The organism is Mucilaginibacter sp. P4_G9 (assembly GCF_056400985.1).
Genome location: NZ_JBFUKF010000791.1, coordinates 1 through 1,172, shown reverse-complemented (window position 1 = coordinate 1,172; position 1,172 = coordinate 1). Strand labels below are relative to the sequence as shown.

The 1,172-nt window shown below is 37.6% G+C and carries 2 protein-coding genes; both read right to left on the bottom strand.

What is annotated here, in order from left to right; translation table 11 throughout:
- Positions 1–607, bottom strand: a 607-nt coding sequence (locus tag AC1DPZ_RS27680) for a glycosyltransferase family 2 protein (protein ID WP_477409578.1), incomplete at its 3' end; no start/stop codon positions are given.
- A 66-nt stretch (positions 608–673) separates the two neighbouring features.
- The coding region (locus AC1DPZ_RS27675; protein WP_477409576.1) for a glycosyltransferase family protein at positions 674–1,172 on the bottom strand (499 nt) is incomplete at its 5' end.

Genomic DNA, 1,172 nt, shown 5'->3' with positions numbered 1-1,172 from the left:
CTATAATGGCTGCCGACAGGTTAAACACCCGCTGCGACTTCCTGAAAATATGATTGTTGATCTCTTCGCTTATGGCATCAAGCGTGGCAACGTTTGTATTGGTGTTTTTAGCTATCCTGTGACCTTGTACCACCTTTTCGCCTGCCTGTAAATAATTATTGATCTGGTAAAGGTAATCCGGGGCAGCTACGTTATCAATATCGTAAACAATAGCGGCATCAAAACCCGGGATTGTGTTTTCGATACCTTTATTTAGTGCTTTTGATTTGGTGCTGTTCTCAAAAAATACTTCAACAACCTGTAATGGCATCTGCCTCAATTTTTTAAGTGTTTCGGGTTTAAGCGAATCTGCTATGACACAAACATGGAATTTATCGGCAGGGTAATCAAGTGTTAAAGCGCTTGCAGCAGAGTTTAATAAAATTTCATCTTCTTTATAAGCGCAGATATAAATAACAAATTTACTTAATGAAGCAGCAGCGGCAGGGTATTTTATGGGAACTAATTTTCCTAATACCGAGAAGACAAACAAGTAAATACAATATATTCCAAGGTATATAAATGCCAGACTCATTATTACAGACGCAATAAACTTAATGATCTCCATATTTTTAATAAGTATTAATACCTTTTACTTGCTTTTTAAAGGTAAAGTTGTGTTGTAACGGATTTTTTAACGCTTTTTTAAATTTAATGCCAGAAGCTTTTCTATTTCAATGATCCTATGCTCCCAGGTGTTTTCTGCTGCAACTGCAAGCCTTTTTTTTTGCAATTCGGGTGTGTCTTTTAACGCTTCATTTATGGCCATGGTGAACTCTTCAGCAGTTTTGCAGTAGGCAACCGTATCGCCTGTAAACTCCTGTAAATCGGGATTAAAATCTGACGACACAGCCGGTTTGCCCGAACCAAGGTATTCAAACAACTTTAAAGGGAATATCGAGTTACTTACTTCGTCTTTTTTAAACGGAATAATAGCTACATCAAATCCTTTTAAAACTGATGGCATTTGGTCATATGGCACGGCTCCTTTTATAAATATGTTAGGCGCATTGTATATCCTGTCGTCAACATACTCTTGGCTTATTGGGCCAAGCAAAACAATGTTCTTTTCAGCATTTTGAGGGGATTCTTCGAGTAGGAGCGTATTATCATTTCGACGTTCGTTCTTTCGT